Below are 25,748 nucleotides of genomic sequence, written 5' to 3'. Positions count from 1 at the left end.
GGGATGGACGTTGACTTCATTTGATGAACAACACACTGTCGTAGAAGATACGGAGAACATTAAATGCCCTTCGTGTGGCGGAAATACGGAATATAATCCAGAAAGCCGCGGCTTGAAATGTCCTTTCTGTAGTCATGAAATGCCAATTGAAGCAACGTTCGAACATCATGTAGAACTGGAGTTCAATGAGGCAGGAAATAATCTTCAACATGTATGGAATGAAGAGAAACGGGTTTTCTCCTGTGATAACTGCGGGGCGGAATCGGTACTGGACGCACATATCGTGGCGGATTTCTGTTCGTTTTGCGGATCTTCTCACATATCCGTCACGAATCACGATGCCGGGATCCAACCGAGGTTATTAATTCCGTTTCAAGTCTCCGAGGAACAAGCACAGGCGAAGTTTAAAGACTGGATTAAAGGGCATTTCTTCGCACCGAATACATTGAAGAAAACGTATCGAATGAATAAAATATCCGGTGCATACTTGCCGTACTGGACGTATGACAGTCAGACACAGTCACAGTATGTCGTGAGTGTCGGGAATTACTACTATGTCACCGAAACACGGACGGTCTATGAGGACGGTAAGGCTAGACAAGTGACAGAGCAAGTACAAAAAATCCGCTGGCATCAGGAAAGCGGAAATTATCGTGAATTCTTTGATGACATTCTAATCAAAGCGTCACACACAGTAGAAGCGAAACTATTGCAGAAAGTACAACCTTTCCAATTAACAGGTCTTACCGATTATAAAGTGGAATACATGTCCGGTTTTCTTGCTGAGCGCTATTCTGTTTCATTACAACAAGGATTTACGCAAGCCAAGGACATCATGACTAGAAGAATTGTCAACGGGATCGAGGGTAGCGTAGCCGGAGATATCGTACAGGTCGTTAACGTCTCGACAGATTATACGGATATTACATATAAACATATTTTATTGCCGATTTGGATTTCCTCGTTTCATTTCAAGGAAAAAATCTATCAATTCGTAGTCAATGGCCAAACGGGAAAAGTGTCTGGAAATTATCCCGTGAGTGTGATAAAGATCGTTTCATTGGTTATCTCGATTGCGGTCATTTTATTCATCATGTACTTGTTCATCGGCAGCTAACGACAATTTGACATTTCATTGAGTACATGACATAATCATGAAAATAGTATGGAACGGGCATTGAGGAAGATCAGTAGACGGGTGACGGATAGAAGAGAGCATGGCCGAGGCTGCAAGTCATGTATCCCACTCCCCTTCGAACCTCCTTTCGAGCTGTCGTGGAAACACGACCGTACCTTCTGCGATAAAGGAGACTTGAAGTTGTGCTGTCTCAAACAGCAAATTTAGGTGGCACCGCGGAAACCAAGCGTTTTCGTCCTGAAACACAGGACGGGAGCGCTTTTTTATTTTGGGGAGGATGTAAGATATGGAAAAGATTTTATTTGTAGGCGCCGGACAAATGGCAGAAGCAATTATTGCGGGGATTGTCAATAAACGAGTTATATATGAAGACAATGTCTATGTGATGAATCGTTCAGACGCCGAACGTTTAGATGAACTGGAGTCGCGTTATGGCATTACGAAAGTATGCGAAGACCGAGATTTCATTAAAAAAGTCGACTTGGTTGTACTCGCGACGAAGCCAAAAGATGTAGAGAAGGTGATGGAGGATATTGCACCTTACCTTGGGGAAGATACGACGGTTCTCTCCGTCATTGCAGGCATTTCCATCAATACGTTCGAAAAAGGACTAGGCAAACGTCCGATAGCACGCTCAATGCCGAATACGTCGGCGACAATTGGAAAATCAGCAAGCGGGATCGCATTTAATGAAGCAGTTTCAGACAGAATGCAGCAATCGATCTTAAGCTTGCTGAATGCAATTGGTATCGTCAAAGTCGTCGAAGAAGATGATTTACATGCCGTAACCGCCCTTTCTGGTAGCGGTCCTGCATATATCTACTATTTAGTAGAAGCGATGGAAGAAGCGGCGGTAGCGCAAGGTCTAGATGCGGTGGATGCACGTGAATTAATCGTCCAAACGATTTACGGTGCTGCGTCCATGCTGAAGAAGACTGGCGAAGAGCCGAGTGTATTGCGAGAAAATGTTACGAGCCCTGGCGGTACAACAGCAGCGGGTTTGCGATCACTAGAAGACCACAACTTCAAGACCATTATTTCGGACTGCTTGATTAGTGCGGAAAACCGTTCACGTCAACTAGGTTCATCAAAATAAAAAACTAAGCATCCATTGGTCTCCTTCAAGAGTGAGCCCATCTGGATGCTTAGTTTTTTTGTAGCTTAATTAATTGTCCGTGTTTCCATTGAAAACGCGCGAAATCATCTGCAATCGAAATCGCTTCAAATACGTCGGTACCTTCTGCTAAGAAAGCTGGCATTTCACCTGGCATGAAACGTGCGCTAATATGGTTCGCAATGAGGTTTTTCGCATTAGCTTCTTTTGCGACGGTTGCCGCTTCAACAATCGTTGAATGACCGAATTCCTTCGCACCTGCTGCATATTCATTCGTAAACGTCGCTTCGTGAATTAAAATATCGGCGTCTTGTGCCAGTTCAACCGAAGCCTGACAATATGATGTATCTCCAATGATGGCTATCACAAAACCTTTTTTCTTATCTGTCGTCACGTCTTGACTGTATACTGTCTGCCCGTTCTCAAGTTCCACGTCAAAACCGTCTTTCAAACGCTGCAACATAGGACCTTTTGGAACGCCTTGCTCTATTGCTTTGTCGATTAATAACGTCCCTGGCAACTCTTTTTGTTCAATACGGAAGCCGAAACTTTGTATGACATGTTGGACTTCTTTTGCATAGACTTTGAATTCATCCGTTTCAAGAATTAACCCTTCATGGACCTCATGCACGTTCAACTTGTAGGGCAAGTACGTTCCCGTCACTTTATACGTATGCTGCAACCATTCTTTCAAACCGGCAGGCCCGTACAGATCAACGGAATCATCTCCACCTAAAAATGCACGTGAGCTGAGAAAGCCGGGTAATCCAAAAATATGATCACCATGCAAATGGGTGATAAAGATTTTTGTAATCTTCTTCGGCTTGATTGCGCTGTGTAACAATTGATGCTGTGTTGCTTCACCGCAATCGAATAACCAGTTTTCCTTATTCTCGTCTGTCAAATCTAGCACGAGCGCTGACGTATTGCGCTGTTTTGACGGCATCCCTGCGCCTGTGCCAAGAAATTCTATATCCACATTCTTTGCCTCCTTGCTATTTCTTCGTACATCCTTTTTTAATAATACCATCTCCGAAACGCTGTGTCAGACTCGACATTAACTGATCCATTTCATATTCTTTTTCCTGTTGCTCAAAATTATCGAATGTAAGTTGCTTCACCATTTCAGATCGTTCGATGACATTGGCCGCCGTGATACCTAGCAAGCGGATTGGCTCATGGTTCCAGTGTTGCTGAAATAATTGAAGAGCTACTTTCGTAAGATCTTCCTCAAGATAAATCGCTTGTTGGAGTGTTCTGCTTCTCGTCGTGTTTTGCCAGTCAGCATAACGAATTTGAATGCTAATTGTCATGCCGGCCAGCAGTTTCGTTTCCAGTCGAGCAGCTACCTTTTTCGCAAGCCGTTCAAAAATCGGAACACAATCTTCAAGTTCGGTTAGATCAACAGGCAATGTGGTGGAACTGCCAATACTTTTACGTTCTTCCGCACTTTCGGGGTCGACAGGCCGTGTATCCATTCCGTTCGCCCGTTGTTTAAGGCGCAAACCATTTTTGCCAAGTAGGGCTTCCAATGTGATTTTCTCTGCAGTGGCCAAATCACCCATCGTTTTAATACCTGCGCTATGCAATTTTTCTTCCGTCCGTTTACCTATGCCGTGCATATCAATGACTGGCAACGGCCACAGCATTTTCGGCACTTCGCGTTTACGTAAAATGGTGATACCCATCGGTTTTTTCATATCAGACGCTGTTTTCGCAAGAAATTTATTCGGTGCAATTCCTATTGAACAGGGCAGATCGAGTTCTGCTAAAATACGCATCTGGATTTCCTGAGCTAAATCATACGCACGTGTCAATCCGCCAATATCCGTCGTATCGATATACGCTTCATCAATTGAAACAGGTTCGACCCATTCGGTATAACTCCGTAAAATATCAAATACTGAATCGGACATTTGCCGGTATAGTTCATGACGTGGCGGAACGATCGTTAAATTCGGACAGAGTCTTTTAGCTTCTCCTACGTTCATAGTCGTGTAGACACCGAATGCCCTTGCCTCATATGAACAGGTCACAAGAATTCCTCTGCGTTCTTTCGGGTTGCCAGCGACCGCTAGGGGTATTCCTTTTAATTCAGGATTCGCAGCCTGTTCAACAGAGGCAAAGAAGCTGTTCATATCAAGATGCATAATGACCCGTGGATTAGCGATTGTCAGATCCGTCATGTAAACACCTTTCTTTCCTGGGAAATAAATATGTAATAGGAAAAAGCGGCAAACCGACTTCAGTCTGCCACTCTTTCCATTTTATCAAATGTATGTTCTTTTTGCCTACTAATTTGATTGGTGCTGCTCTTTCATATAACTGGATATTTCATCCATGCCATGGAGGGAATCCGCCATAATATTTGGATCGATGACCGTCACTACACGGTCATCTAGATTCGCTACTGTTACGAAGTAAGGCGTCTTGGAATACGCTTTTAATGCAGTAGACGTTAACCGATCTTCTGGCAATTCGAGGATCTCTCTTGCATCTAGCACTAATAAACCGACTTCCAACTGATCCGTTTTCACAACCACTACGTGCGTATCATTATCCCGTGGGGTCGCCTGATGATACAGGATCTGACTTAAATCTAGAATAGGAACCAGTTCGCCACGCGATTTCATCAGTCCGAGTAAATACGAAGGAAGATGAGGAATCGGTGTGACGTACTCCAGTTTCTCGATGGATATTACCGATTCCACTGGAAGCGCATATTCTTCATTGCCCGTCCGTACAATCACAGTTTGCATAGTTGCACCTTCTTTCAAGGCTGTTTGTTGAGACTGTTACACCGTGCGGATTGCTTGACCGACAATCTCAAGTACTAATTCCGTCAGCTTTTCCAACTCTTTCACCGGCATACGTTCATTCTTCGTATGAATCTCTTCATAACCAACAGACAATGTCACAGTGGGGACTCCCATACCGTTGAAGACGTTGCCGTCACTTCCACCGCCGCTCGTCATGATCTTCGGTTCACGTCCTACGTTGCGGATTGACTTCATCGCCACTTGCACGACTTCTTCGTCATCCCCAATTGAGAAACCAGGATACATAAGTTGTGTAGTAGTTTCAGCTTTGCCGCCTAAAGATTCAGAAGTCGTTGCGAATTTCTCGACCATTAAGTCGATTTGATTCTTCATTTTATCAGGATTGATCGAACGAACTTCCGATAAAATGAAAGCCTCTTCACAAACGATATTCGTTGCTTTTCCGCCTTCAAAACGACCGATATTCGCAGTCGTCTCTTCATCTATACGGCCAAGCTTCATGCCTGCAATAGATTTAGCAGCGAGTGAAATCGCAGAAATTCCTTTTTCAGGGGCAACGCCAGCATGCGCTGTTTTCCCGTAGATCGTCGTCCATAATTTCGACTGGTAAGGAGCAGCTGTAACAATGCCGCCTACCTCGCCGTCGCTGTCGATCGCAAAACCATATTTTGCGTGTAAGTAGTCCGGATTCATCGCTTTCGCGCCTACTAATCCACTTTCTTCACCCGCTGTAATAATGAATTGAATCGGACCATGTGGTTTGTCTGACTCTTGGATCACTTTGGCCATTTCCAGTAGAGCGGCAATGCCTGCTTTATCGTCGGCACCTAAAATCGTCGTACCGTCACTGTAGATATAGCCATCAACTTTGACGATTGGCTGAATAGATTTCCCTGGTACTACTGTATCCATATGACATGTAAAGAATATCGGATCCGCGTCAGCCACTGTACTCGGCAAGTTGGCAATCAAATTGCCCGCGCCGTGTCCTGTCTTTTCCGCTGTGTCATCTTCCGTTACGTCAAAGCCCAATTCTTGCAGTTTCTTCGTCAGAATATCTGCAATGTTTCGTTCGTTTTTAGTTTCAGAATCAATTTTTACTAACTCCAAAAATTCTTGGAGTAATCGTTGTGTATTCAAGATGTAAGACTCCTTTTGTTATAGAGGTATGTTGCCGTGCTTTTTCTTTGGTCGATCTTCGTGCTTATTGCGCATCATTTCAAGTCCTTGAAGCAATTTGATACGTGTTTCGCGTGGATCAATTACATCGTCGATCATGCCGTGTGAAGCTGCAACATATGGATTTGCAAACTTTTCACGGTATTCTTCGATTTTCGCAGTACGAGTTGCTTCTGGATCTTCACTATTTGCAATATCGCGTGCGAAAATAATGTTCGCCGCACCTTCAGCACCCATTACAGCTACTTCTGCGTTCGGCCAAGCGAGGACTAAGTCTGCACCGATCGATTTAGAGTTCAACGCAACATATGCGCCACCGAAAGCTTTACGCAAGATCAATGTGATTTTTGGTACAGTTGCTTCCGAATAGGCATACAGAATCTTCGCACCGTGACGAATAATTCCGCCGTGCTCTTGCTTGATTCCAGGGAAGAAGCCTGTCACGTCTTCAAATGTAATCAATGGAATATTGAATGAGTCACATGTACGGATGAAACGTGCAATTTTATCAGAAGAGTTAATATCTAGTCCGCCTGCCATTACTTTCGGCTGATTACAGACAAATCCTACTGTTTCACCTTTCATGCGTGCATAGCCAACTACCGCGTTCTTTGCGAATTCAGGCTGGATTTCGAAGAATGAACCTTCATCCACTACTTGCTCCAACACTTTACGCACGTCATATGGACGAATTGTTTCGAATGGAACCGTATCCGCCAAATCTTCGCGATAATCATCTTGCTCATCGAATGGCTGAATCGGCGTCTTTTCTGTATTGTTCTGTGGTAGATATGTTAATAGATCACGCGTTTTTTGCAATACTTCTTCTTCACTTGCCCCACGAAGATGCGCGTTACCACTGATCGTGTTGTGAACTTTTGCTCCACCCAGATCTTCAGAAGTAATTTTCTCGCCTGTGACCGTTTCAATAACTTTTGGTCCCGTGATGAACATCTGACTCGTTTTATCTGTCATAATCACGAAGTCTGTGATCGCAGGTGAATACACCGCGCCACCTGCACAAGGCCCAAGGATAACGGAGATTTGTGGAATAACTCCAGAATAGATTGCGTTACGGTAGAAAATTTCCCCGTACCCATCAAGAGACAATACACCTTCTTGGATACGCGCGCCACCTGAATCGTTCAGACCAATAAATGGTGCACCGTTTTTCGCAGCCAAATCCATAACATTGGCAATTTTCATTGCGTGCATTTCCCCTAAAGCCCCGCCAAATACCGTAAAGTCTTGGGAGAATAAATAGATAGGACGACCATGGATTTTACCGTAACCTGTTACGACACCGTCACCAGGTCCTTCTAGCTTGTCCATACCGAAATCACGTGTACGATGAACAACGAATGGATTCAACTCTACGAATGTACCTTCATCAAGTAAAATTTCAATACGTTCACGTGCAGTAAGTTTACCTTTTTCGTGTTGCTTCATGATTCGCTCATCCCCGCCACCCAACTCGATTTCGCGTTTCTTGTCGTAAAGTTCATTAATTTTATCGTAGATGTTCATCTATTATTCCCCCTTAGTCTTTTCGCATAATTCATAGAGCACGCCATATGATGATTTTGGATGCAAGAAAGCGACTTCTGCTCCGCCAGCACCTGGTTTTGGTTCATCTGAAAGTAGTTGAACGCCCTTTTCTTCCAATTCCTTCATTCTTGAGCGAATATCCGTTACACCGAAAGCGACATGGTGAACCCCTTCACCGCGTTTTTCAATAAACTTCGCAATAGGGCTTGTCTCCGTCATCGGTTCAAGCAACTCGATCTTGACATTATGCGCATCAATGAACGCCACTTTAACCCCTTGGCTAGCCACTTCTTCTATAGCGATGACTGTCAAACCGAGTGTATCTATGTAATAGTTAACTGATTCATCTATACTTTTTACAGCAATTCCTATATGATCTACTTTGTTCATAGCACATTCCCCTTTTACTACGATTCTACTATCTGAACACATAACAGCCATTCTAGTTGTGAAAATCCTCATTTCTGTTAAAATAGAAACAAACCCATTCCAACGCATAAGGAGTTTTGCTGCATGAGTAATAAAAAAATTCAAAAAACAGTTGTTTACTTAATGATCGTCGCTATGATCGCATCTACCATGGTCATGGGTCTCAGCATGTTCTTATAATTCGTAATGACAGTTCGCATATAAAAATATGCGAACTGTTTTTTATTACCTTCTAGCTGCATGCGCCAGTCTCTCGGATCGCTTCGGCCCTGATTCAAAAGGCAAGTTCGGCCTTTTGCTTCAGGTCCTCCAGCGTCTGTCGAGACTAGACGGCGCATTCCGCTTTAGTTAATTACAGTTCTTCACAGTGCTCTTCAAATTGTTCTTGAAGATTGACAACGACTGACATTGGGTCATGTCCTTCGATTTCAAAACGTCCTACTTCACCGATCAGTTTGCCGTCTTTTAGCAAAGCGAATGATGGAGAAGATGGGATGTGATCTTCACCGAAGTGCATACGTGCTTGTGCAGTTGCTTCTTTGTCTTGTCCAGCAAATACTGTTACTAAGTGATCAGGACGCTTGTCGTAATGTACTGCGTGTGCAGCTGCTGGGCGTGCAATGCCGCCAGCACATCCACAAACAGAGTTGATCATTACTAATGTCGTACCAGGTTGCTTGAATGCTTCCTCTACGTCCTCAGATGTTTTCAATTGCTTGTAGCCGCTCGCTTCCATTTCGGATCTCGCTTGGTTCGTCATATCGTTCATGTAAAAATCAAAGTTCATAGTCATTTTACAATATCTCCTCTCTTGTACTCTATAATTGTGATAGCCTCTTCAGTTCCGCTACGACACTTCCCTGATCATAATTTGACTATCCTCTTCAATCATAGCATATCCCTACAGGAATTAAGAAGAAAACAATCGGTCAATTGCGCCTGTTACAGTTAAATGTCCGTCTAGCAATTCTTCCTCAAGTGCCTTCACCTGCGTTTTTCGTCCTGACTCCGAGAAAAATGAATCAATCAAGTGATCTCGGATCATCGAATGGAACCAATCACGAGTCTGATGCTGACGTCTTGTGTCCCAATGATTCTTTTCCTTCATTTCTTTTTCGAATTCCAAAACCGTTTCCCATACCGCTTCTAAGCCGGTCTTTTCTATAGAAGAAACCGGTTGTACTCTCGATGTCCATTCGGGAGAAGCAGGTTGCAGCATGTGCATGATTCGAGTATATTCACGCACCGTTTTTTTAACGAGCGGCTTATTGGCACCGTCATTCTTATGCACCACAACACCATCCGTCAGCTCCATGATCCCTTTTTTCATTCCTTGCAGTTCGTCACCGGCGCCAGTCAACACAAGCAATAGGAAATAATCGACCATACCGCGGACAATCGTTTCACCTTGGCCAACCCCTACCGTTTCAATCAATATGACGTCATAACCTGCTGCTTCACAAAGTAACATCGTTTCGCGAGATTTCTTATGCACGCCACCAAGTGTTCCCGCTGACGGAGAAGGACGGATAAAAGCATTTTTATGCCGTGCCAACTCCTCCATACGGGTCTTGTCACCTAAGATACTTCCACCAGTCAATGTCGAACTTGGATCAATCGCAAGCACCGCCACTTTATGACCCATTTCCGCGAGCATTAGTCCAAACGCCTCGATGAATGTACTTTTTCCAGCACCCGGTACACCTGTAATCCCAATCCGGATACAGTTGCCCGTTTTCGGCAGAAGGTTAGTCAACACTTCCTGACCGACCTTCTTATCGCTAGGCTTCGTACTTTCCAGCAACGTAATACCTCGTGCCAAATACAAACGAGAACCATTTTCTATTTCCTGTTGCAATACATCCAAGTTTTTGTGAGATGGATCTTTCTTAACAAAGCGTTTACGTGAAGAGGCAACAAATCCATCATGTGTGGATTCAATTCCGCGCATCACATGCATTGCTGATTCATCTCGTCCGTTTTGTTTTTCTGTCAATCCGTCACTTCCTCATAGCCGAGCTGTCGGTAAATCTCCTCAATGACTTTTTGAGCTGCCACTGGAATGACTGTACCCGGACCAAAGATTGCGGCCGCACCATTCTTGCGCAAGAAATCGTAATCCTGTGCCGGAATAACGCCACCTACTACGACTAAAATATCTTCACGATTAATTTTTTTCAGTTCTTCACGCAATGTCGGCACCAATGTTTTATGACCTGCTGCTAGTGAACTCACACCGATGACGTGCACATCATTTTCTGCCGCCTGCAAAGCTGTCTCTTCAGGTGTCTGGAATAAAGGGCCAATATCTACGTCAAAGCCTAAATCAGCAAATGACGACGCGATCACTTTCGCTCCACGGTCATGTCCGTCCTGACCCATTTTCGCGACCAAAATACGTGGACGACGCCCTTCGTTTTCCAGGAACTCATCTGTCATATCTTTTACTTCTTGTATCTCTTCTTCATTTGAGAAGTTCGCGCTATATACACCACTCACTGAACGGATCACCGCCTTATGTCTGCCGGATACGGATTCAATCGCATCCGATATTTCACCGATGGTTGCGCGCGCTCTTGCTGCGTCAACTGCCAATGCAAGCAGGTTCCCTTCACCGCTCTTCGCCGCTTCCTTGATTGCCGTAAGAGTCGCTTGAACTACTTTCTCATCACGCTTGTCCTTCATATCGTTAATGCGATCAATTTGCTTTTGACGTACCATCGTATTGTCGATGTCCAGAATATCAATTGCATCTTCTGTATCCAAACGATATTTATTAACGCCGACGATTGTTTCTGCCTTCGAATCAATTTTTGCCTGACGCTTAGCTGCAGCTTCTTCAATCTTCATTTTCGGCAAGCCGGTTTCAATCGCTTCCGCCATGCCACCAAGTGATTCAATTTCACCAATTAATTCCCATGCTTTCTCCATTAACTCTTCCGTTAATTTCTCTACATAGTATGAACCGCCCCAAGGGTCAATTACTTTCGTCATCATCGTCTCTTCTTGCAAGAACAACTGCGTGTTACGTGCAATACGAGCCGAGAAATCTGTCGGTAATGCGATCGCTTCATCCAATGCGTTCGTGTGCAATGACTGCGTGTGACCCATGGAGGATGCGTTTGCTTCGACCAATGTACGTGTGACGTTGTTGAACGGATCTTGCTCCGTCAAACTCCAGCCTGATGTTTGGGAGTGTGTACGCAATGCAAGTGTCTTCGGGTTCTTCGGTTCAAACGACTGCATCATTTGTGCCCAGATTTTTCGTGCCGCTCTCATTTTCGCTACTTCCATATAGTAGTTCATGCCAATCGCCCAGAAGAATGACAAACGAGGTGCGAATGAATCGATATCGATTCCCGCCTTCAAACCGGTACGAACATATTCCAAGCCGTCTGCAAGTGTATACGCAAGCTCGATATCCGCTGTTGCTCCAGCTTCTTGCATATGGTAACCCGAGATCGAAATCGAGTTGAATTTCGGCATATTTTCAGACGTATACGAGAAAATATCCGCAATGATCCGCATCGACATAGCCGGTGGGAAGATATACGTATTACGTACCATATACTCTTTTAAAATATCATTCTGAATCGTACCAGAAAGCTTTTCAGGACTTACACCAGACTCTTCAGCCGCTACGATATAAAATGCCATGATCGGCAATACCGCACCGTTCATTGTCATCGATACCGACATTTGATCGAGTGGAATACCTGCGAATAAAATCTTCATATCTTCAATAGAATCTATGGCAACACCCGCTTTACCTACGTCACCTGTTACACGAGGATGATCGGAGTCATATCCACGGTGAGTCGCAAGGTCAAACGCAACAGAAAGTCCTTTTTGCCCCATCGCCAAGTTCCGACGGTAAAACGCGTTACTTTCTTCCGCTGTAGAAAATCCAGCATACTGACGAACGGTCCAAGGACGCGCTACATACATCGTCGGATACGGTCCACGCGTGTTCGGCGCGATACCGGGGAAGTCTTTCAAATGCTCGGTATTTTCAATGTCTTTTGCTGTATAGACAGGCGCTACATTGATTCCTTCATTCGTTAAAAAATTCTCTTTTGACAATGCGTGTTGTGAGAGTTCATTGAGTGATTGCTCTATATTCACTTTACGGAAATCAGGTTTACTCAACGGAACGGCCTCCTTTAGTTTGCGTAATAATAGTATTCAACTTTTCAATTTTATCTTGTCCTGCGAAAATGAAACCATTTAGTCCATTTGCAAGCCATTGATCTGCTGTTTCTGATGGATATTTACCTGCTGTATCGATTAAACAATTTCCTTTATACGAAGCTAAGAAGTTGGTTACAGCCTCTTCTGTATCAGCAGCCGATGCACAAATCACTGCATAATCCGGCTGTTGCTCATCGATCCAACTGAGCGCTTGATCGGTTTTCTCGAAAGAAGGACTCCACGTCGCTTCGATGCCACCAACTGCCAAGAATCCACTGACAAAATCTGCACGTGGTTTATAATCTTTCAACGCACCAAAGTTTAGTAATACAGTTTTCGGTAACTCCTCTTTTTTCTTAGAACGAATATGTTCAAACGGTTCAGCCAATCGTTTCGACACAGTCACAGTTGATTCATTCGCATAATTCACATCCGTCAATTCCGCATAAACATTCGTGCCGATCAACGTCTTCTTGCCCGTCGCCATTTCTTTCTGGCGCTGCGCGTAAAGCTTGCTTAATTCACCAGACTGCAAGAAGGCTTGATAACCGCCATTCTCTTCAATCTCAAGAAACTTCGCCCATGATTTACGGATTAATTCTGTAGTCAACGATTCAATGAAGTATGAACCACCTGCAGGATCAAGAACTTGATCGATATGTGTTTCTTCCTTCAGAATCAATTGAATATTTCGAGCGTAACGATTCGAACTTGGTGACGTTCCCGTCAAAACATCATGTGGTAATACCGTCAGCCAATCCGCGCCACCTAAAATGGCTGAGAATGCCGAGTTGCCGCCACGTAATAAGTTTACATACGGATCGAGTTTCGAGTATGAACGCAATGAGGTAATACCTAGCAAAGGCACTTGCTTCGCATTCTCTACGCCGTATGCTTCGTTAAATAATTTCCACAACACGCGGAACGCACGGAACTTCGCAATTTCCATAAAGAAGTGTGTGTCAGCAGCGAATCGTGCATAGAAGGCGTTTGTGAATTCTTCAAACGAAGAGGCTTCTTCCGCAAGTTCAGCTGCGATTGAAAGTGCTAGCGCCAGTTCTGTTACCGCGTCCGCCCCTTCATGATGCGCTGTCCATAAATCGGCACCCTTTGTGCGGACTCCTGGGAATCCCTCAGGTATTACCGAAGCCGCACTGATGCAAATTCCTGTAACGTCTTCGCGCTTTGCATCTTCTATATAAGTAAAGGCTTGCAATATCGGATCATTGCTTTGCACTTCAGTGAATAAAATTGGGTAGTGCGTAATCAGTTCAGCTACTTGCTTAATGTCCGGTTCCGCCCAAACTAAAGGCTTCAGTCCGTTGTAGGCGATTGCTTCATTTCCCCGTGCCAAAGATTCTTTCATCTGCTCAACAAACTGTTCCCCATTTGTTGCACTAACAGGTTGTGCAATAGTCCAGCCGAACGCAGGTTTCGTTACGCGTGAAACTTCCAATTGGTCCAAGTCTTCTTTAGTATAAAGTGGATTGAGTTCAATGCCCTCAATCGTTTTTGTGTACAACGAATCAAAAGACTTTCCTTTAAGTGATAATACAGCCGCTTCTTTCCATTCAGTAAAGTTGGGGGCTGTGAATGTAAATGTTTTCATATTATGTATAGGCATAATGGTGCTCCTTCCCCTTTTTTAAACCATTAATAATTCTAGTGTACCGCAGAGTACGTAATGAAGGAAGGGGGAAATCAGAAGTTTCCGTCTAATATCGTTATATTTATACAAATTTATGACTTTTTATGCGTGAGCTATTGAATTATTTGAGTGAATGGGATACATTAAACATCTTTTAATTGGAAAAGTGGAAAAATTAGTGAAAGCCAATTCGTTTGCGCTCATTCATTCGTGTAAGCGCTCATACTATCTATGTATCCGCTCTTAACATCCTACAAACGCTCATACCTCATCCTTATCCGCTCTATATTTACCGCTAGCGCTCATAAAGTTTGTCTAGCCGCTCATTACGCAATTATTAGCCCACTTCATATAAAAATTGAACTGCACTATATAGCTACTTAGTGATCATCATCTATCTTCAAGATTCCACACTCACTACTTTCCCTCCAAAAAAACCAAAAAAACAACCTCCAAAACCAAGTTTGGAGGTTGTCAAATATTAATATAAAGATGTCTTATCTTTAGCCATGCCTTCCAACAATTCTTTCACACGTGCAAGGAAACGTCCACAAACGAGTCCATCAAGCACGCGGTGATCAAGCGACAGACAGAGGTTGACCATATCGCGTGCAGCCATCATGCCATTGTCCATAATAACCGGACGCTTGACGATCGACTCCACTTGCAAAATAGCGGCCTGCGGATAATTGATGATGCCCATTGACTGGACGGAGCCAAATGAGCCCGTATTATTGACAGTGAACGTACCGCCTTGCATCTCTGTCGACTTCAGCTTACCGTTACGTACTTTTCCTGCCAACTCATGAATTTCGCGACCAATACCTTTGATCGTCTTTTCATCCGTTTCTTTGATGACTGGAACATATAACGCATCGTCGGTTGCCACCGCAATCGAGATGTTGATGTCTTTTTTCATGACGATCGTATCGCCTGCCCACATCGAGTTCATTTCCGGGTATTCCTTCAATGCCTGTGAAATGGCCTTGATAAAGAAGGCGAAGTACGTCAAATTGAATCCTTCTTTTTCTTTGAATTCCTTTTTGACGCTATCCCGCAATAGCACGAGTTCTGTTACATCCACTTCTATCATCATCCAAGCGTGTGGTGCTTCGGTTACAGAACGTACCATATTGTTCGCAATCGCACGACGTACACTCGTTACCGGAATTTCGATATCACCGTTTTCGAGTTTCACATTCGACGACACAGCTTGTTCAGGAGCCGACTGTTGATCGGAAGATGCTACTTGTGGTTGCGGCTCTTCTTGAACAGCAACTTCTTGTGGTGCTGTTTGCGACTGTGCTCCGCCACTATCAATGAATGCCTGAATGTCTTTTCGTGTAATACGTCCTTCGCGTCCTGTACCGCTTACTTGTGCCAAATCAATGCCGTTTTCCTGAGACATCTTTAATACAGCAGGAGAAAATCGTCCCGCTGCCTTGCCACCCGTCACAGGCTGTGACTTCGCTTTCGGTGCTTCCTGTACTGGTTTCTCAGCAGGCTTTTCAGCTGGTTCATCTGCTTTAGGTGATGAAACTTGTACTGGCTCTTCTGCGTCGCCTACAATTTCAATCAAACAAACCGTTTCGCCTACTTCGATTGTATCGCCTTCTTTTGCGATGATTTCTTTGATCGTTCCTGAAAATGAAGAAGGGACTTCCGCTGTCACTTTATCGGTCGTCACTTCCGCAAGGGAATCGTATTTTGCTACCGTATCTCCTGGAGCGACGAGCCATTTTTCGATAGTTCCTTCTGTTACACTCTCACCCAGTTTCGGCATAGTGATTTTTTCAATGCCCATTTCCTTACGCCTCCTTAGTTAAAATTCCGCTAAATCCCTTGCTGCCTTTTCGACCTTTTCAGGATTCATCATAAAGAACTTTTCCATAGAAGGGGCATATGGCATGGCAGGTACATCGGGTCCTGCTAATCGTTTGATTGGCGCATCTAATTCAAATAAACAATTTTCTGCAATGATAGCCGAAACCTCACTCATGATGCTGCCTTCTAGGTTATCTTCTGTTACTAATAGAACTTTTCCTGTTTTCGAAGCAGCTTCAATGATTGCTTCTTTATCTAACGGATAGACCGTACGTAGATCCAATATATGGACTGAAATATCATCTTCAGCTAAACGTTCTGCAGCCTGAAGTGCAAAATGTACGCACAAACCATACGTGATAATCGTTAAGTCTTCTCCTTCACGCTTCACATCCGCTTTACCGATTGGCAATACATAATCATCATCCGGAACTTCCCCTTTGATTAACCGATACGCTCGCTTATGCTCAAAGAATAACACGGGATCTTCATCGCGAACTGCCGCCTTCAACAAGCCTTTCGCATCGTAAGGAGTAGATGGGATGACAATTTTCAAACCAGGTGTCGAAGCGAACATCGATTCGACTGACTGCGAATGATATAAAGCTCCGTGAACGCCACCACCAAAAGGTGCGCGAATGACGATAGGACAAGAGAAATCATTATTCGAACGATAACGAATTTTCGCTGCTTCCGAGACGATCTGATTGACCGCGGGCATAATAAAATCAGCAAACTGCATTTCAGCAATCGGACGCATACCATACATCGCAGCACCAATCGCGACACCCGCAATAGCGGATTCAGCGAGAGGCGTATCAAGCGAACGATATTCACCGAACTGATCGTATAAACCCGTTGTCGCTTTAAACACGCCGCCTTTACGGCCGACATCTTCACCAAGTACGAATACTTGGTCGTCGCGTTCCATTTCTTCTTTCATTGCCAGGGTGATGGCATCTATAAATGAACGAACGGCCATTATGCTTCGCCTCCCTCTTCTTCATAGACGTAGCGTAGTGCGTGTTCCGGCTTCGCGTATTCCGCCAGTTCCGCATACTCTGTCGCTTCATCGACCTGCTTTTGCACTCGTTCTTCTATTTCATCATACTTTTCATCCGTCAAGACATTAACTTCTTTCAGATAATGAATGAAGGACAATAACGGATCCTGTTTCCTTTCGTCCTCAAGCTCTGCTGCATCACGATATTGACGTTGATCATCATCTGAAGAGTGTGCAGTCAGTCGATAACATACCGCTTCGACTAATGTCGGACCCTCTCCGTTTCTAGCACGGTCTGCCGCTTTTTTTACCACTTCATACACGGTCAGCGGATCTCTTCCGTCTACCGTGTAGCCTGGCATACCGTAACCGATTGCACGATCGGAGACATTCTCACATGCCATTTGTTTATCAAGAGGTACGGAGATTGCATATTTATTATTTTCCACCATAATCACTGTCGGTAATTTATGCACTCCGGCAAAGTTCATGCCTTCATGGAAGTCTCCCTGATTGGAAGAACCTTCTCCAAGAGTCACAAACGTGATGAAGTCTTCTTTATTCATTTTCGCGGCTAGTGCTACACCGACAGCATGTGGTAATTGCGTTGTAACAGGTGAAGATCCTGTCAAGATACGATTCTTGCGTTGGCCAAAGTGACCTGGCATCTGCCGTCCGCCGGAGTTTGGGTCTTCCGCCTTGGCAAAAGCCGATAACATCAAATCTTTCGGCGTCATACCGAAATGTAAGACAACTCCCATATCACGGTAATACGGTGCGATCCAGTCCTTTTCGTTATTCAAAGCGAATGAAGCCCCTACCTGTGCCGCCTCCTGTCCTTGACAAGAGATGACGAACGGAATTTTCCCCGCACGGTTCAGCAACCACATTCTCTCATCTAAACGACGTGCCATCAGCATCGTCTCGTACATCTGCAATACATCTTCATCTGTCAAACCCAATTCAATATGCCGATTACTCATTCCATTTCCTCCTTTACATGTGAATGGCTAGCCCATCAACCGCTAATGCCGCTTCACTGAACGCTTCAGATAATGTCGGGTGAGGATGAATTGCCGAAGATATTTCCCAAGGAATTGCATTCATCACCATCGCCAAGCCCGCTTCAGAAATTAGATCCGTTACGTGCGACCCCATCATATGGACACCGATAATGTCATCCGTCTGCTGATCCACAATGATTTTTACGAATCCATCTGCATGACCGTTAACTAATGCCTTACCATTCGCCTTGAACGGGAATTTGCCGATCTTCACATCAAACCCACGATCTTTCGCTTGTTGCTCCGTCAAACCAACTGCCGCTGTTTCCGGGTAGGAGTAAACACAACGTGGTACTAGATCGTAATCAATCGGATCTACCTGTTTTCCTGCTATATGTTCGATCGCATGCAATCCTTCATGTTCCGCTACATGTGCCAATTGAAGGCCACCGATCACATCACCAATTGCATATATATGATCATCTTTTGTTTGATAATGATTGTTCGTTTGAATCGAGCCCTTTTCGACTTGGATATCGGTGTTTTGTAAACCGATATCATCGATCACTGGAGCGCGTCCCACTGACACCAACATCTTCTCGCTCGTGATGGACTGTTCTTCATCACCTAGTTTATAAGAAATCGTGACCTCACTATCGTTTTTCTGCAACGACTCCGTCAAAATTTCTGCACCTAATATGAATTTTACACCGCGTTTTGCGAGCGCTTTGTGCATCGCAACAGCTACTTCACGATCTTCTGTAGCCAATATCTGCTCCAGACGATCCATGACTGTCACATCTACGCCGAAATCTACTAGCATGGAAGCCCATTCGATGCCGATCACACCGCCACCAATAATCGTAATTGAAGATGGAAGCGCATTCATTAGTAGAGCTCCGTCGGATGTCATTACAGACTTTTCATCTACATCGAGTCCAGGCAATGATCTTGGTTTTGATCCAGTAGCAATCACGAGGTTTTTCAGAATCAATATTTCATTTTCATTACCGTTGTCCATTTCCACGGAAATAGTTCCAGGCATTGGAGAGAATATAGAAGCCCCTAGTATTCTACCTGTCCCATGATAGACGTCGATTTTACCTTTTTTCATCAATCCTTCAATACCTGCATGCAATTGATCGACAATTTTACCTTTACGTTTTTGTACTTGTGAGAAATCCAATGAGACATCTCCCGTATTCACGCCGAATTCATTCGCTTCTTGACGTGTTACGCGATAGACTTCCGCACTTTTTAGCATTGCTTTACTTGGGATACACCCGCTATGCAAACACGTACCGCCCAGTTTGGATTTCTCTACAATTGCTGTTGTCAAACCTAATTGAGCCGCGCGAATGGCTGCTACATATCCGCCAGTACCGCCACCTAAAATCACTACGTCATATTCTTTACTCAACGTAAAGGACTCCTTTCACTTACAGTAATCAAATAAATGTAGACAGGCGAGTGTAGCGGTGGACAGGTACACCCTGCCTACCGCTATGACTCATCTACTAGATTATTATTTTGATATAATACTTTTTTCATTGCGCAAGAATGTACTTCTCGTTGCGCCAACTCTTGCAATGCGCTCTTCCGCCAAGCGATCGGCAGCCTGATAGGATGGAATGCCGTCTCGTTTTGAGATAGCGAAAATCTTTAGGATCGTGTCGTAAATACCTTCTACGCGCTTCAGTGCACGTGCTTCATTGTAACCAATCAATTCGTCAGCCACATTAATTACTCCGCCTGAGTTGATCACGTAGTCTGGAGCGTAGACGATACCCATTTCATGCAAGCGATTGCCATGTTCAGGTTCCTTCAATTGGTTATTGGCAGAACCCGCAACGACTTTTACTTTCAATTGAGGAATCGTTTCGTCATTGATTACTGCACCGAGAGCACATGGAGCAAAGATGTCCGCTTCTTGTGAGTAAATCTCGTCCGTCTCAACAGCCGTTGCTCCGAATGCCTCTACTGCACGCTGGACTGCCGCTTTATTAATATCCGTAACAATTAATTTTGCGCCTTCTTCATGCAAGTACTCACAAAGTGTGTACGCAACATTTCCAACGCCTTGAACCGCTATAGTTTTATCTTTAAGTGAATCATCACCGAATGCTTCTTTCGCAGCGGCTTTCATTCCTTTGTAGATACCAAGTGCAGTAACTGGGGAAGGATTTCCTGACGTACCTTCACCTGAAGAGATACCCGTAACAAAATTTGTTTCCAAATGGATTAAGTCCATATCGTATTCAGTAGTCCCAACGTCTTCCGCTGTAATATAGCGTCCGTTTAACCCCTCTATGTAACGACCTAATGCTCTGAACAGCTCATCGTTCTTATCCGTTTTCGGATCGCCAATAATGACTGTTTTTCCACCGCCAAGGTTCAAACCTGCTGCAGCGTTTTTATATGTCATGCCTTTAGCCAGTCTCAATGCATCTTCAATCGCATCTTCTTCGCTAGCATACGTCCACATGCGTGCGCCACCAAGTGCCGGCCCAAGTGTTGTGTCGTGAATTGCAATAACCGCTTTCAATCCCGATGTCTTGTCATAACAAAGCACCAGTTGCTCATAGTCGTGATCTTCCATGTACGTAAACAATTCCATTTGTATCCCTCCAGGCTAGTAAAAGATTATAAAGTTTCATGCGTATGGTATTGATTCTAAATTTCCCACGACAAAAATGCAAATTTGACACATTTTGGTCATTATTTCCGTAGGTGTTTTGCAAACAATCTACCTATATCGTACATGATGGCAGAGTCCTTGACAATCCATGACCACACGGTAAAATTAAATAGGTAAGGGGTTGAATGATATGATACGTCTTGCTGCGTTTATTGTGCTGTTGATTCCAGGGATTGCAGCTGCTCTGGGTATAAAATTAATGCGCGATTCATTGTTCGGACATCTTTTTCCGCCATTTCCATTCATATGGATGCAGTTTTTAGGCGGTTTTATACTGTTCGCCGGAGGTCTTGGATTCTTTGCAGGCTTTTTATTACGCCGAGACCGCAGAACTGGACGGGCAGCTGACAGATTTAAAAAAGATTTGAAATAAAAGGGCCAAGGTGCACTACCTTGATCCTTTTATTTTTTTGCGTACACGCTTCGGATAATCCGTTATCCAACCTGTCACTTCGGGTGTAGTGGATAAAATAGATTCTGCACCGGTTACCCCATACATTCGTAATATCTTACCACTTTCTAGCAGATGACTCTTAAACGGCTCTTTCCACAACCTTTTGTGAAAATGAAATGCATCGACTTCATAGGAATCAAGATTCTGCCAGTCGACCGATTTTTTTCTAAGCAATAATGCGGTTTCCATGTCAGGATTCAATTCCTTTACCATACACAATGTCTCATAATCGAATGAAGAGAGATGTACGTCTGATAACGGTTCTACGTAATGCAAGATTTGCTCAAGTACAGCCACTTGCCCATACACCGTTTCCTTTAATTCGACATTAAGCGCCAAATTATGTTCAGAACAGAAAGTAACTACATCAAATAATAGAGGGATGGGATGGCCAAACATTCGCCTGTATCTGCTCTTACCTATTTTAATCTGTTGCAGTTCCTGTGATGTCAATTGATCAATGCGCTGATCAATTCCAGCGAGACGTGCTAAATCATTATCATGAATAACAACTAGTTGTCCGTCGCTCGTTTGCTGGACATCCAACTCGATTCCATCCGCACCTTTTTGTAGAGCCCCTAAAAATGCACGCATCGTATTTTCAAAGTAGTTGCCAGACGCGCCACGATGGGCAAATATTTTACTGTCAGACATTTAATACTCCTTCGCTTGTTATTTCGAAAACGCCTTTCGTTGCACGACTCAACATGCTAGTTTTATTACCTATTACGATCTGGACACCGGGGTGTGCTTCACGTGTGATTTCAATTTTAGGCGTGCTAGCTACTTGCACAAGTTGCAACTTATTTTTAATCGTCTGATCTAGCGATACAATTTCTTGCTGTTTTACTTGCAATGTCTTTTCTAGCCTATCCAACTGGCCTGCAGGAAGACTCGCTTTCATACTCGCCATTTCATCAAATGTCAACTCAACTTTCTTCAGCTCCGCGTGCTCCGCTTTGAGCTTTTCTGCAAGTTGCTGAATTTCTTCGAGCTCCATTTCTTTATTGACTCCTTTGACGATCAGTTTCGTCAGACGTTCATGATTATTGCCGGCCGTTGCACATACGATGGAAAACATTGCTTCTGCAACACCACCGATGATCCGACCTTTATGTTGATCAATACAAATATGATCGCCGTATAATTCAGATCCAAGTGAATAGAGGCCGATGTTCACTCGTTCCCCATAGATTTTGCAATTATTCGCATGTTTTACAAATACATTCTTTTTCGCCTTGATAATAGTTTCTCCTCCACCAAACACGCCACCTTTAATATAGACATCGCCTTCTTCGGAATAGATTTCCTTGGCGTTTGTCACACCTTCTTTTCCTTCGATGGAAATATCCCCTGTCGCATTGACTGAGAAGCCCGCCAAAACCGTTCCCATTACACGCACTAATCCATCAAATGTAATGGATCCGGTTTTCGTGCCGACGTCGTCCGGAATGATCAATTGCTTTCCAACACTAATTGCTCCGTTCAGTTCCTCAAGTGCACCGCCATGCAAAGCACGTAAGACCGTTTTGCCCTCTTCCTCAAACTCCCCAACAGATTTTCGATCATACACTAATTTACTATCCTCGCCTTTTTTAGCTGCTATCGGTTCACCAAAGACGTTATAGCCTTCTAATCCTTCTTTAGCAGGCGTCTTCTCACCTAACCAATCACCTTTCACAATCGGTGTCACGAAATTCAATTCATAGTGATCGACAGAACCATCATCCCGAAGACTAGGTTTACGATCCGGCATCGCAATATACTCAACCCGTGCATTTTCTCCTTTGACAGGCTCTTTGCCTACCGAAATGATGATTGGATTACTTGGTAGATATGGTATGCTAAACAGTTTTTCTTTATCATAGTGTACTTCTCTTTGGTCGAGTATTGCTTCCGCCTGTTTCAGGAACTGCTCTTTATTTGCAAGAAACTCTTCATTTGTTGCATGAATATACAATTCTACCTTCATTTTACTAGGTGATATATATACTTCACAAGGAGCGGAGTACGAACCGATAGGATGCTGGCCTTCCGTCTGAAGAGCTTTCATTAACTCCTTGAATGAATTCAGTTTTAATCTAGGTATATCAGAAGCCAGTGTGTCAAATGACTTGAGCGGATATCCTACTTTTTTAGTGTTCATAATAATTTTGTTATTTTCTTCTAGAAGTTCAAAATATTCATTTTCAATTAACAACGAAATCCCTCCCTCGGTCATTACTAGTATAGAAGACTACAACGCACTTGAGATAGCTATTATGTAATTACACTGCATAAATAAGCATTTACTCACAGCGTTCTCCGATGTTCTTAAGCATCGAAGTAAATACTGACTTTATTCCTATCTCTCGTCTACTGCATAAACTTCGTCTTGAATTGTTGTGCGAGCGTATTTAAGTTCAAAATCAAGTGAGAAATTAGTATGTATTGAGCGGTTAAATAAACTGTATGAGCGCTTAGAGCGGAGTATAGAGCGGATTAGGGTGAGATATGAGCGCTTATGGCAAGGTATGGGCGGTTGCAGAGAAAATATGAGCGCTTACACGAATGAATGAGCGCAACCAAATTTGCAATCGCTAGTTATTCGCCTTTTCAACCGATAAATGAAACATAGCGCGGCCTCGCCAGAACGCGTTGACCTAGACTGTCAGTCCCCAGCGTAACCAATGTCATCCTTCCCTATGTACAAACGAAAACCAACTAATACACCCGATTAGTTGGTTTGTCATACACTCTCTATCCATTTATTATTTCGATCAGCTCACCATATGCTCCAAACGGATTTTATCCGCAATCATCGCAATAAATTCACTATTCGTCGGCTTACTCTTCAAATGATGCACTGTATATCCAAACGTCTTTGAAATTAAATCATAATTTCCACGGTTCCACGCCACTTCAATCGCATGGCGAATTGCACGTTCCACACGGGATGGTGTCGTATTATACTTCTTTGCAATATCCGGGTACAGAATCTTCGTGACCGAACCGAGCAACTCCACATCACTATAGACCATCTGAATTCCTTCACGTAAAAACGCATAGCCTTTAATATGAGCAGGCACGCCGATTTCTTTGATCATTGACGTAATCGCTGTATCGAGTACTTTCTGAGTAACGACACCTGTCTGCTGCGTGGACTCCTGTACGACAAACGAAGGTGTTGAATTTTTTGGTTTTCCTGCAGCTTTAAAAATTTGTCCGATCAAGCGGTCGAATTCAAATGGCTTTAGCATGAAGTATGAAGCACCAAGATTTGCGGCTTGTGACATAACATTTTCCTGTCCGAAAGCTGTTAGCATCATGATTTGCATATCCCCCATTTTATTCGTTTCATTCAGCGTCTCTAATACTCCAATCCCGTCAAGATGCGGCATAATAATATCCAACAATAAAATATCCGGACGCTCTTCTTCTAGCATCGTCAAGCATACTTGCCCATTATTCGCTGTCCAAATTACTTCTATTTCGTCGTGCTTTTCAAAATAAGACGTCATCGTTTTCACAAGTTCTTTATTATCGTCAGCAATTGCTACCTTCACATTTTCCATAACCCATTCCCCCTGATATAAAATCGAAGATCCACTTCTTTTTCCCGCTGTTTCTCTCCTATTATCGTAAGTCATCTATTTGCCAAATTCTACATTTACTTATTTTTTTATGTAAAATGATACTTCCGAACGATGCTTTCTACCTATTTCGACTTTTTTCCCTTTTCTTTGTATCGAACACCTATACTAAAAAAAAGCAGCCTGTGCTTTCGCACAGGTTGCTTTTTCATTTCTCATTCGTTCTCATCGTTTCCACGAAAAGCGCGGCCCCTTTTTCGGGCTCGTCCACGAACATGTGCGTAATAGCACCGACAAACTTCCCGTTTTGGATCACAGGACTCCCGCTCATGCCTTGTAAGATCCCGCCCGTCTTACTCAACAGTTTCTGGTCAGTTAATAGGATGTGGAATTGTTCTTCTTCTATCTTCGTAATTTGGATGGTGAATTTCTCTACAGTAGAACCTTCTACCGTGGTGTAAATTTCTGCAGGTCCGATCGTCAATTCAAACGGTTGCATAATTTCAAGAGGTTCAGCCAACACTTTATTATAGGAATTTTTCCAATGACCAAATATTCCATACACATTATTGATTTGAATATTCCCAAGAAATTTATTCTGATCAATAATGGAGGAAATTTTATAGCCTGGAATTCCTGGAGAGCTCTTCTTGATTTGGCTGATTTCAGATAAATAAATAGCTCCTTTTTCAAAAGACGGAGCAGACTGCAACGTACTATCAATGATCTGGTGCCCTAGTGCACCATACGTGCCGCTTTCTGGGTCGACATATGTCAATGTCCCAGTACCTTCCGTTCGATCCTTTAGGAAGGGCGTGACGCGCTTAATGAGCGACCCATCTGCTTGAATGGTTTCGTGCTTCCCATTACGCAAAATGTCGAGCATCATCGTAGCGCTGTCTTTTTGCAAGGCACGTTCGAAATGAACAAGTTGCTTTGTTTCCGTACCGTTCAACTGGCGAATTATATCCCCTTTTTTTAGCCATTCCTGTTGATCCACCTTGACGTCAGTCGTCACATAAATACCACTTAAATCCATTTGAATACCGATGGAGTCACCCATCGGAATGAGTGTATCTTCTTTAGCTAATGAAATTCCAGGCACAAGGCAGAGCATCAGGACAAGCGCTAAAAGCGTTTTGAAAGATTTATTCCATCCCATGTTT

23 protein-coding genes are annotated in these 25,748 nt (G+C 43.6%); 4 read left to right on the top strand and 19 right to left on the bottom strand.

The genetic code is table 11. From position 1 onward, the window contains the following. The first annotated feature begins 10 nt into the window (after nt 1-10). Together H605_RS0112790 and proC are read left to right on the top strand one after the other, a co-directional pair. The gene (locus H605_RS0112790; RefSeq protein WP_029054591.1) at nt 11-1,117 is read left to right on the top strand and encodes a TFIIB-type zinc ribbon-containing protein; all 1,107 of its coding nucleotides are present in this window, start codon (nt 11-13) and stop codon (nt 1,115-1,117) included. 307 nt (nt 1,118-1,424) lie between these two features. Further along, nucleotides 1,425-2,234: a pyrroline-5-carboxylate reductase gene (proC, locus tag H605_RS0112780; protein ID WP_029054590.1), complete on the top strand. Its 810-nt coding sequence runs from the start codon at nt 1,425-1,427 to the stop codon at nt 2,232-2,234. A 49-nt stretch (nt 2,235-2,283) separates the two neighbouring features. On the opposite strand, the gene rnz is transcribed toward proC, so the two are convergent. From rnz to mce, 6 genes are all read right to left on the bottom strand, one after another. Continuing rightward, nucleotides 2,284-3,231, bottom strand: coding sequence for a ribonuclease Z (gene rnz / locus H605_RS0112775; protein WP_029054589.1), 948 nt, complete (start codon nt 3,229-3,231; stop codon nt 2,284-2,286). Between the two features lie 16 nt (nt 3,232-3,247). Beyond that, the gene (locus H605_RS0112770) at nt 3,248-4,438 is read right to left on the bottom strand and encodes a DNA polymerase IV (protein ID WP_029054588.1); all 1,191 of its coding nucleotides are present in this window, start codon (nt 4,436-4,438) and stop codon (nt 3,248-3,250) included. 108 nt (nt 4,439-4,546) lie between these two features. Beyond that, nucleotides 4,547-5,011 carry a chemotaxis protein CheW gene (locus tag H605_RS0112765; protein WP_029054587.1) on the bottom strand — a complete coding sequence of 155 codons (465 nt, stop codon included), beginning with the start codon at nt 5,009-5,011 and terminating at the stop codon, nt 4,547-4,549. 36 nt (nt 5,012-5,047) lie between these two features. Further along, nucleotides 5,048-6,172: a M20/M25/M40 family metallo-hydrolase gene (locus tag H605_RS0112760; protein ID WP_029054586.1), complete on the bottom strand. Its 1,125-nt coding sequence runs from the start codon at nt 6,170-6,172 to the stop codon at nt 5,048-5,050. Nucleotides 6,173-6,190: 18 nt separating this feature from the next. Next, a complete protein-coding gene (locus H605_RS0112755; protein WP_029054585.1) occupies nt 6,191-7,738 on the bottom strand; it encodes an acyl-CoA carboxylase subunit beta in 1,548 nt (515 codons plus the stop codon). 3 nt (nt 7,739-7,741) lie between these two features. Then, the gene (gene mce / locus H605_RS0112750; protein ID WP_029054584.1) at nt 7,742-8,149 is read right to left on the bottom strand and encodes a methylmalonyl-CoA epimerase; all 408 of its coding nucleotides are present in this window, start codon (nt 8,147-8,149) and stop codon (nt 7,742-7,744) included. A gap of 123 nt (nt 8,150-8,272) precedes the next feature. Between mce and prli42 the strand changes: the two genes are divergently transcribed. Then, entirely contained in the window at nt 8,273-8,368 is a 96-nt protein-coding gene (gene prli42, locus H605_RS19000; RefSeq protein WP_155979530.1) for a stressosome-associated protein Prli42, read from the top strand. A gap of 172 nt (nt 8,369-8,540) precedes the next feature. Here the strand turns inward: prli42 and H605_RS0112740 are convergent, their stop codons facing one another. The 9 genes from H605_RS0112740 to H605_RS0112700 form a co-directional block, all read right to left on the bottom strand. Next, nucleotides 8,541-8,981 carry a BrxA/BrxB family bacilliredoxin gene (locus tag H605_RS0112740; protein ID WP_029054583.1) on the bottom strand — a complete coding sequence of 147 codons (441 nt, stop codon included), beginning with the start codon at nt 8,979-8,981 and terminating at the stop codon, nt 8,541-8,543. A gap of 117 nt (nt 8,982-9,098) precedes the next feature. Beyond that, the gene (gene meaB / locus H605_RS0112735; RefSeq protein WP_029054582.1) at nt 9,099-10,148 is read right to left on the bottom strand and encodes a methylmalonyl Co-A mutase-associated GTPase MeaB; all 1,050 of its coding nucleotides are present in this window, start codon (nt 10,146-10,148) and stop codon (nt 9,099-9,101) included. Between the two features lie 32 nt (nt 10,149-10,180). Next, on the bottom strand, nt 10,181-12,337 hold the full coding sequence (gene scpA / locus H605_RS0112730; RefSeq protein ID WP_029054581.1) for a methylmalonyl-CoA mutase: 2,157 nt from the start codon (nt 12,335-12,337) through the stop codon (nt 10,181-10,183). Then, nucleotides 12,330-13,988: a methylmalonyl-CoA mutase family protein gene (locus tag H605_RS0112725; RefSeq protein ID WP_198040326.1), complete on the bottom strand. Its 1,659-nt coding sequence runs from the start codon at nt 13,986-13,988 to the stop codon at nt 12,330-12,332. The genes scpA and H605_RS0112725 overlap by 8 nt, the downstream gene beginning before the upstream one ends. A gap of 520 nt (nt 13,989-14,508) precedes the next feature. Then, nucleotides 14,509-15,831: a dihydrolipoamide acetyltransferase family protein gene (locus tag H605_RS0112720; RefSeq protein ID WP_029054579.1), complete on the bottom strand. Its 1,323-nt coding sequence runs from the start codon at nt 15,829-15,831 to the stop codon at nt 14,509-14,511. A gap of 18 nt (nt 15,832-15,849) precedes the next feature. Next, nucleotides 15,850-16,833, bottom strand: coding sequence for an alpha-ketoacid dehydrogenase subunit beta (locus H605_RS0112715; RefSeq protein ID WP_029054578.1), 984 nt, complete (start codon nt 16,831-16,833; stop codon nt 15,850-15,852). Then, a complete protein-coding gene (locus tag H605_RS0112710; RefSeq protein ID WP_029054577.1) occupies nt 16,833-17,837 on the bottom strand; it encodes a thiamine pyrophosphate-dependent dehydrogenase E1 component subunit alpha in 1,005 nt (334 codons plus the stop codon). The genes H605_RS0112715 and H605_RS0112710 overlap by 1 nt, the downstream gene beginning before the upstream one ends. A gap of 13 nt (nt 17,838-17,850) precedes the next feature. After that, nucleotides 17,851-19,278, bottom strand: a complete 1,428-nt coding sequence (lpdA, locus tag H605_RS0112705) for a dihydrolipoyl dehydrogenase (protein ID WP_029054576.1) — start codon at nt 19,276-19,278, stop codon at nt 17,851-17,853. A gap of 105 nt (nt 19,279-19,383) precedes the next feature. Then, the gene (locus H605_RS0112700) at nt 19,384-20,475 is read right to left on the bottom strand and encodes a Leu/Phe/Val dehydrogenase (protein WP_037562042.1); all 1,092 of its coding nucleotides are present in this window, start codon (nt 20,473-20,475) and stop codon (nt 19,384-19,386) included. A 211-nt stretch (nt 20,476-20,686) separates the two neighbouring features. Between H605_RS0112700 and H605_RS0112695 the strand changes: the two genes are divergently transcribed. After that, nucleotides 20,687-20,929: a DUF2627 domain-containing protein gene (locus H605_RS0112695; protein ID WP_029054574.1), complete on the top strand. Its 243-nt coding sequence runs from the start codon at nt 20,687-20,689 to the stop codon at nt 20,927-20,929. A 15-nt stretch (nt 20,930-20,944) separates the two neighbouring features. On the opposite strand, the gene H605_RS0112690 is transcribed toward H605_RS0112695, so the two are convergent. The 4 genes from H605_RS0112690 to H605_RS0112675 form a co-directional block, all read right to left on the bottom strand. Beyond that, on the bottom strand, nt 20,945-21,664 hold the full coding sequence (locus tag H605_RS0112690) for a glycerophosphodiester phosphodiesterase (protein ID WP_029054573.1): 720 nt from the start codon (nt 21,662-21,664) through the stop codon (nt 20,945-20,947). Then, nucleotides 21,657-23,210: a DUF342 domain-containing protein gene (locus H605_RS0112685; RefSeq protein WP_051210581.1), complete on the bottom strand. Its 1,554-nt coding sequence runs from the start codon at nt 23,208-23,210 to the stop codon at nt 21,657-21,659. The genes H605_RS0112690 and H605_RS0112685 overlap by 8 nt, the downstream gene beginning before the upstream one ends. 559 nt (nt 23,211-23,769) lie before the next feature. Continuing rightward, nucleotides 23,770-24,564, bottom strand: coding sequence for a sporulation transcription factor Spo0A (spo0A, locus tag H605_RS0112680; protein ID WP_029054571.1), 795 nt, complete (start codon nt 24,562-24,564; stop codon nt 23,770-23,772). A 226-nt stretch (nt 24,565-24,790) separates the two neighbouring features. Continuing rightward, complete coding sequence (locus tag H605_RS0112675; RefSeq protein WP_029054570.1) at nt 24,791-25,744, bottom strand: SpoIVB peptidase S55 domain-containing protein; 954 nt, start codon at nt 25,742-25,744, stop codon at nt 24,791-24,793. Nucleotides 25,745-25,748 lie beyond the last annotated feature (4 nt).

This window comes from Sporosarcina ureae DSM 2281 (assembly GCF_000425545.1).
GTDB lineage: Bacteria > Bacillota > Bacilli > Bacillales_A > Planococcaceae > Sporosarcina > Sporosarcina ureae.
This window is presented reverse-complemented; position numbering and strand designations above follow the sequence as displayed.

Coding starts and splice junctions, on each gene's coding strand:
- proC (WP_029054590.1), top strand. CDS start 1,425: ATGGAAAAGATTTTATTTGTAGGCGCCGGACAAATGGCAGAAGCAATT.
- H605_RS0112770 (WP_029054588.1), bottom strand. CDS start 4,438: ATGACGGATCTGACAATCGCTAATCCACGGGTCATTATGCATCTTGAT.
- H605_RS0112765 (WP_029054587.1), bottom strand. CDS start 5,011: ATGCAAACTGTGATTGTACGGACGGGCAATGAAGAATATGCGCTTCCA.
- H605_RS0112755 (WP_029054585.1), bottom strand. CDS start 7,738: ATGAACATCTACGATAAAATTAATGAACTTTACGACAAGAAACGCGAA.
- mce (WP_029054584.1), bottom strand. CDS start 8,149: ATGAACAAAGTAGATCATATAGGAATTGCTGTAAAAAGTATAGATGAA.
- prli42 (WP_155979530.1), top strand. CDS start 8,273: ATGAGTAATAAAAAAATTCAAAAAACAGTTGTTTACTTAATGATCGTC.
- H605_RS0112740 (WP_029054583.1), bottom strand. CDS start 8,981: ATGACTATGAACTTTGATTTTTACATGAACGATATGACGAACCAAGCG.
- meaB (WP_029054582.1), bottom strand. CDS start 10,148: ATGCATGTGATGCGCGGAATTGAATCCACACATGATGGATTTGTTGCC.
- H605_RS0112725 (WP_198040326.1), bottom strand. CDS start 13,988: ATGAAAACATTTACATTCACAGCCCCCAACTTTACTGAATGGAAAGAA.
- H605_RS0112720 (WP_029054579.1), bottom strand. CDS start 15,831: ATGGGCATTGAAAAAATCACTATGCCGAAACTGGGTGAGAGTGTAACA.
- H605_RS0112715 (WP_029054578.1), bottom strand. CDS start 16,833: ATGGCCGTTCGTTCATTTATAGATGCCATCACCCTGGCAATGAAAGAA.
- H605_RS0112710 (WP_029054577.1), bottom strand. CDS start 17,837: ATGAGTAATCGGCATATTGAATTGGGTTTGACAGATGAAGATGTATTG.
- H605_RS0112700 (WP_037562042.1), bottom strand. CDS start 20,475: ATGGAATTGTTTACGTACATGGAAGATCACGACTATGAGCAACTGGTG.
- H605_RS0112695 (WP_029054574.1), top strand. CDS start 20,687: ATGATACGTCTTGCTGCGTTTATTGTGCTGTTGATTCCAGGGATTGCA.
- H605_RS0112690 (WP_029054573.1), bottom strand. CDS start 21,664: ATGTCTGACAGTAAAATATTTGCCCATCGTGGCGCGTCTGGCAACTAC.
- spo0A (WP_029054571.1), bottom strand. CDS start 24,564: ATGGAAAATGTGAAGGTAGCAATTGCTGACGATAATAAAGAACTTGTG.
- H605_RS0112675 (WP_029054570.1), bottom strand. CDS start 25,744: ATGGGATGGAATAAATCTTTCAAAACGCTTTTAGCGCTTGTCCTGATG.